The 5,711-nt window shown below is 75.1% G+C and carries 7 protein-coding genes; 4 read left to right on the forward strand and 3 right to left on the reverse strand.

The window, feature by feature from the left end; all coding sequences use genetic code 11:
• Positions 1-86: 86 nt before the first annotated feature.
• Both J0670_RS28065 and J0670_RS28070 read left to right on the forward strand, forming a co-directional pair.
• The gene (locus J0670_RS28065; protein ID WP_243437630.1) at positions 87-668 is read left to right on the forward strand and encodes a MarR family winged helix-turn-helix transcriptional regulator; all 582 of its coding nucleotides are present in this window, start codon (positions 87-89) and stop codon (positions 666-668) included.
• Positions 669-699: 31 nt separating this feature from the next.
• Positions 700-2,151: a PTS transporter subunit EIIC gene (locus tag J0670_RS28070; protein WP_207814493.1), complete on the forward strand. Its 1,452-nt coding sequence runs from the start codon at positions 700-702 to the stop codon at positions 2,149-2,151.
• An 18-nt stretch (positions 2,152-2,169) separates the two neighbouring features.
• On the opposite strand, the gene J0670_RS28075 is transcribed toward J0670_RS28070, so the two are convergent.
• A complete protein-coding gene (locus J0670_RS28075; RefSeq protein ID WP_243437631.1) occupies positions 2,170-3,054 on the reverse strand; it encodes a DUF4232 domain-containing protein in 885 nt (294 codons plus the stop codon).
• A 119-nt stretch (positions 3,055-3,173) separates the two neighbouring features.
• On the reverse strand, positions 3,174-3,428 hold the full coding sequence (locus tag J0670_RS28080; protein WP_207814495.1) for a hypothetical protein: 255 nt from the start codon (positions 3,426-3,428) through the stop codon (positions 3,174-3,176).
• Positions 3,429-3,550: 122 nt separating this feature from the next.
• Between J0670_RS28080 and J0670_RS28085 the strand changes: the two genes are divergently transcribed.
• On the forward strand, positions 3,551-3,949 hold the full coding sequence (locus tag J0670_RS28085) for a ribosomal protein L7/L12 (protein ID WP_207814496.1): 399 nt from the start codon (positions 3,551-3,553) through the stop codon (positions 3,947-3,949).
• A 51-nt stretch (positions 3,950-4,000) separates the two neighbouring features.
• Complete coding sequence (locus tag J0670_RS28090) at positions 4,001-4,642, forward strand: CatB-related O-acetyltransferase (RefSeq protein WP_207814498.1); 642 nt, start codon at positions 4,001-4,003, stop codon at positions 4,640-4,642.
• Between the two features lie 34 nt (positions 4,643-4,676).
• Here J0670_RS28090 and J0670_RS28095 read toward each other — a convergent pair.
• The coding region (locus J0670_RS28095; RefSeq protein WP_207814497.1) for a chemotaxis protein at positions 4,677-5,711 on the reverse strand (1,035 nt) is incomplete at its 5' end.

The following is a 5,711-nucleotide window of genomic DNA, read 5'->3' on the forward strand; positions in this document are numbered from 1 at the left end:
CATCGCGGGACGGCCGAATCTGTCCGAAAGCCGGTCACCGCCGCCCGCCCCCTCCCAAGTCCGGTGCCGCTCGCTACAGTTCCCCCATGCCGGACGCCGAAGACGACCACAGCACCGCCTCCGACCTGGAGGCCGCACTGGCCTCGCTGGCCTACCTGCTGACGCGCTCCCAGGAGCACGAGCGCCGCATGGCCAGGGCCGGCATCACGGCCACCCGCTCGGACGTCTACCTGCTGCGCGCGGTCGCCGAGGCCGAGGGCGCCAGCCGGGTGAGCGACCTGGCCGAGCGGCTGATGGTCAAGCCCTCCCACGTCACCCGGCAGATCGACCGCCTCCAGGGCCAGCACCTGGTGGAACGCACCCAGGACACGCTGGACCGGCGGGCCCGCCAGGTGGAGATCACGGCCGCCGGGCGCGGCCTGCTGGAGCGGCTGAAACAGGCCAACATCGACACTCTGACCGCCGCGCTGGACGGCGTGCCGGAGGCGGACATCGCCGCCACCACCGGCGTGCTGCTCCACCTGATGGACCACTACGTGCACCGGGTGCGCACCGCGATGCTCTCGGAGCACGAGCCGTTCCCGGCGCCGAACGCCGGGGCGGACGGGGCCACGGGGGCCGTCGCGGAGCCCGCCCGGGCCGGCTCCGCCGCGCACGAGGGCGGTTGAGCCCCGACGGCTCCCGGGTACGCACCCCGTCATGTCCGACGAGAAGAACCGCGCCACGGCCGAGGCGATCCTCCCGCTGGTCGGCGGCGCCGCCAACATCCGCTCGGTCGCCCACTGCATGACCCGGCTGCGGCTGGGCCTCATCGACCCCTCCCTGGTCGACCGGCAGGCGTTACGGGCGCTGCCGCAGGTCCTGGGCACCGTCGAGGACGACACCTACCAGATCGTCCTCGGCCCGGCCGCCGTGGCCGCCGTCACCGAGCGGCTGCTCCGGCTCCTGGACGACCCCGACGAGGACCTCGTGCGTACCGAGGACCTCGCCGAGCGCGGCGCACGGATCCGGCAGGAGGCCCGCGCCCGCAACGCGACCCCGGTGAAGCTGGCGCTGCGCCGGGTCGCGAACGTCTTCGTACCCCTGATCCCCGCCCTGATCGGGTGCGGGATCGTCGCCGGCCTCGCCGGGGCCCTGACCAACCTCCACTGGGCGCCCGGACTGGCCACCGCCCTGACGGCCCTCTCCTCCGGTTTCATGTCCCTGCTCGCCGTGTTCGTCGGCTACAACACGGCCAAGGAGTTCGGCGGCACCCCCGTCCTGGGCGGGGCCGTGGCCAGCGTGATCGTCTACGCGGGCGTCGCCAAGGTCGAGGCGTTCGGCCACCACCTCACCCCCGGCCAGGGCGGAGTGATCGGGGCCCTGGGCGCGGCCCTGGTCGCCGTCCACGTCGAGCGGTGGAGCCGGCGGCTGCTGCCCGCCGCCCTGGACGTCCTGGTCACCCCCACGCTCACCGTCCTGGTCGGCGGACTGGTCGCCCTGTTCGGCCTGATGTACGCCGCCGGGCAGGCCTCCACCGCCATCGGCCACGGCGCCACCTGGCTGCTCGCCCACGGCGGCCTGCTCGCCGGGCTCGTACTCGGCGGCCTCTTCCTGCCACTGGTCACCCTCGGCCTGCACCAGGCGCTGATCCCGATCCACACCACCCTGATCGAGCAGCAGCACTCCACCGTCCTGCTGCCGATCCTCGCCATGGCCGGCGCCGGGCAGGTCGGCTGCGCCGCGGCCGTCTACCTGCGGCTGCGCCACAACGCGGCCCTGCGGGCCACCATCCGCTCCGCGCTGCCCGCCGGCCTGCTCGGCATCGGCGAGCCCCTGGTCTACGGGGTCACCCTGCCGCTGGGGCGCCCGTTCGTCACGGCCTGCGTGGGCGGCGCCGCCGGGGGCGCCTTCGTCGGGGTGTTCGGCCAGCTCGGCGACGCGGTCGGCTCCACCGCCATCGGCCCCTCCGGCTGGGCGCTGTTCCCGCTGCTGACCGGCCCGCACGGCGTGGTCGCGGGCGCCGCCGTCTACGGCGGGGGGCTGGTGACCGGCTACGTCGTGGGCTTCCTGGCCACGTACTTCTTCGGCTTCACCCGGGCCGCGCTCGCCGAGCACAACACCCCCGCCCCGGCCCCGGCCCCTGTCCCTGAGGACCGCCCGGCGAGCTGACGAATCGTCAACTCCCCTTCATGAGGCGCCGTTCTCCCTGACCCAGGCGCCGACGCCCAGGCGCCCGGTGGTGCCCAGGTCCAGGTCCGGGGTGACCGTCACGGGGGCCGCGTCCGGGGTGGCGCGCACCCGCACGTAGGGGGCGTTGACCGCCTCGCCGGCCCCGGTGGTGTTGCGCCACACCAGGGTGGAACGGGCCCCCTCCCCCGGGCGCAGCGCGATCTGCTGCGGCGGGTCGTCCGCGCCGGTGCCGGTGGCGATGGCGGCGCCGCCGCGCAGGACGCTCACCCCGTCGACCGGGCGGTGTTCGAGGTCGAGCAGCTGGAGCTGCGGGTAGCCGTCGAGGGTCACCGCGGCCGTCCCGCAGTTGCGCAGGTGCAGGCCGACCACGCGCAGGCCCATCGCGGCGTCGCCCTCGTCGGCCCACAGCCGCAGGCCCGAGGGCGGGCACGGTCCGGCGGGTGCCGGGGCCTCGGAGGTGGGCACGCTGCGCACGGTGATGATCTTCACCCGCCATCCGGCGCCCACCCGTTCCCGGCTGCCGGCGGGCGGGTCGATCCGGTCCTTCGCGCTCGCGCCGGGGGCGATCGCAGGCAGAGTGCGGGTGACGGTGTCCATCGCCTCCCCGGCCGCCGAGAGCAGGCTGAACGCCACGGTGACGTCGGCGGGTTCGCCGCCCGTGTTGGTCACCTCGTATTCGGCGCAGGCCGCCCCGGTGGAGGCGATCCGCACCCCGCCCTGGGCGCCGCCGTCGGCCGGCCAGCGCGGCGCGGCGCACGGCCTGGCGCTCGCGGACGCTGTCGCGGGGCCGTCCGACCGGGCCTGCTGGGCGGTCTGGGTGCCGCAGCCCGCGAGCAGGGCGGCGGCGAGCACGGCGGCGGCCGCCCGAGGGCCCGTCGGCAAGGGTGCTGTGTTCGCGAACTGACGCATCCGCTGATGCGATCACGGCCCGGCACACCGCGGCTGTGAGCCCCGCCACTCGCCGCGCAACAGCCCTGCAACGGTCCGCTCGGGGGGGCGGGTCAGCCGGCGACGCCCGGCCGGTACCCGGGGAAGCACGGGATGCAGGCGCCCCGCCGCTCTCCCATGGCCGTCGCGAGCGGGACCTGGACCGGCCGGTGCACCTCCATGCCGAACCGGGCAGCGCGGGCCTGCCCGTCCCCGAGCGCCTCGCAGGCCGGCGAGCGGTGGAACACCGTCCCGCCCCGGGTGATCCACACCCGCGCGGTCAGGCCCGGCGGCACCGGCTTGCAGTGCCCGCACTGCCCGACGATCATTTCGTGATCACAACGCTCTTCCCCCATGGCCCCCATCCTGTCGAACCGGCCGGACGACGGTCAATGACGGTCCGTCATGACCGCCGGGGCGGTCGGGTGGAGGCGGCCGAGGAGGGGGGATCGTGGAGGACCCGGATTTCGCGGTGCTGGTGACGGGCGCCGCCCCCGGCGGCCCGGCGCCGCTCAAGGCGGTCCGCGCGGTCACCGGGCTGAGCCTGTGGCACAGCAGGCGGCTGCTGGACGACGCGCCCACCGTCGCCGTCGAGAGCGTCCCGTTCGACCTCGCCGGCCCTGCGGCGCGGCGGCTACGCGAGGCCGGTGTGCCGGTCGCCGTGCGGTGCGGCTGGTGCCGGCGCACGCTGCCCGAGGGCGAGGCCCCGGTCGACCCGGGGGGCTGCGACCCCCGGGTCGAGCCGGCCGCGCACTGCCCGGCCAACTCGCTGACCAGCTGCGACTGCGACTTCTGCGCCGCGTACGGGCCGCTGCCGGGGCACGGCGGCCGCCCCGCCGCTGAGGGTTGATCATGGAGTGTCTTCTGATGATCCGTCGATCGTGAAAGCGGTGCCCCTGTGCTGCCTGCCGTGCCGGACCCGACCGTGCTGCACCCGTTCCCCGAGCAGCCTCGGGTGGTGCTGCTGAAGCCGCTGGTCACCTCGCCGCTGATCGAGGTCGGCGAGTACTCGTACTACGACGACCCCGACGACCCGACGGCGTTCGAGACCCGCAACGTGCTGTACCACTACGGGCCGGAGCGGCTGGTCATCGGGAGGTTCTGTGCCTTCGCCGAGGGGGTGCGGTTCGTGATGAACGGCGCCAACCACCGGATGGACGGGCCGTCCACGTTCCCTTTCCCCATCATGGGCGGCGCCTGGGCGGAGCACTTCGACCTGCTGACCGGCCTGCCGGGGCGCGGGGACACCGTGGTCGGGCACGACGTGTGGCTCGGCTACCGCACGACGGTGATGCCGGGAGTACGGATCGGCCACGGGGCGATCGTGGCCGCCGGTTCGGTCGTCGCCTCCGACATCCCCGACTACGCGATCGCCGGCGGCAATCCGGCCAAGGTGATCCGGCTGCGCTACGACGAGGCCGACATCGCCCGGCTGCTGGACATCGCCTGGTGGGACTGGCCCGTGGAGCACCTCACCCGGCACCTGCGCACCGTGATGTCCGGCAGCGTCGACGACCTGGCGGCCGCCGCGCCCGCGTCCTGACGGCCCCGCCGGGGCGCGGGCGGTCGCGGGGCCGTCAGTGGCGCAGGACGGCGGCGATGCCGAGGGTGTCGCCCAGAGTGCCGTCGGGGACGAAGGTGACCTGCGCGCCGGTGTCGAGACCGCGCTCGATCACCTCGTCGACGATGTCCTCGCGCGCGCCGGGCTCCTGCGCCTCGGCGGGGACGAGGTGCTCGCCGTCGTCGCGGACGGTGGCGCGGTAGTTCTCCTCGACCACCAGCCGGAAGATCCGGGCCTCGCCGGCGGCCCGCCAGACCTCGTCGAGGCCGGCCGCGAACTCCTGGCGCCCGCGCGCCTTGTCGAGCTGGGCGAGAATGTCGTCGCGCTCGCGCTCGGCGTGGGCGCGCACCGCGGGCTCCACCACCCGGTGGACGGTCTCGACGTCGGCCTGGGCCAGTCCCCCGTGCTGGATCTGCGCGGCGGCCTCCTTGGCGATGGGGCCCACCGCGTCCAGCAGGGCCAGTGCCGGGGCGTCGCCGACGACGTACAACGGGCGGGGGTCGGCGGCGAGCACCCTGGCGACCTCGGTGTCGGCCTGGCGCAGGAAGATCCTGGTCTCCTCGTCGCTGAAGGTGCTGGGGGTGTCGCCGATGCGCTCGCGCCGCTCGGGGTCGGGGTTCTCGAAGGTGCGCACCAGCGGGAAGCCGTAGCCGCGCTCCTCGCTGACCTTGTCCAGGACCCCGCCCCACAGCACCACCCGGTCGGCGGCGACGGCGAGCACCCAGTAGGGGCGCTCGGCGGCCTGGGCGGAGACCAGGTTGCGGGTGAGGAAGGTGTCGGACAGGACCACCCGGGCGGGGGCGGTGCGCGCGAACGACCACACCTGGTGCTCACCGGGGGCTGCGAGGATCGCCAGCCCGTCCTCGGCGTGGACGAGGTCGACCTCGGCCAGGGCCCGGTCGAGCTGTCCGACGACGTCGATCCGGTCGGCCCTGGAGACCTTCGGGTCGGCCTGGAGCCGCTCCTTCGCCTCGGCCAGCAGGTTGCGCAGCCGGACCGGATCCTGGGCGCTGTCCGGCTCCCGACGGTGGGTGGGCATCAGGATGGACAC

It is taken from the genome of Streptomyces sp. FH025 (assembly GCF_017427025.1).
GTDB lineage: Bacteria > Actinomycetota > Actinomycetes > Streptomycetales > Streptomycetaceae > Kitasatospora.

Bases quoted from the DNA above. Each gene is read 5' to 3' on its own strand.
- J0670_RS28065 (WP_243437630.1), top strand. From the start codon at position 87: ATGCCGGACGCCGAAGACGACCACAGCACCGCCTCCGACCTGGAGGCC.
- J0670_RS28080 (WP_207814495.1), bottom strand. From the start codon at position 3,428: ATGATCGTCGGGCAGTGCGGGCACTGCAAGCCGGTGCCGCCGGGCCTG.
- J0670_RS28070 (WP_207814493.1), top strand. From the start codon at position 700: ATGTCCGACGAGAAGAACCGCGCCACGGCCGAGGCGATCCTCCCGCTG.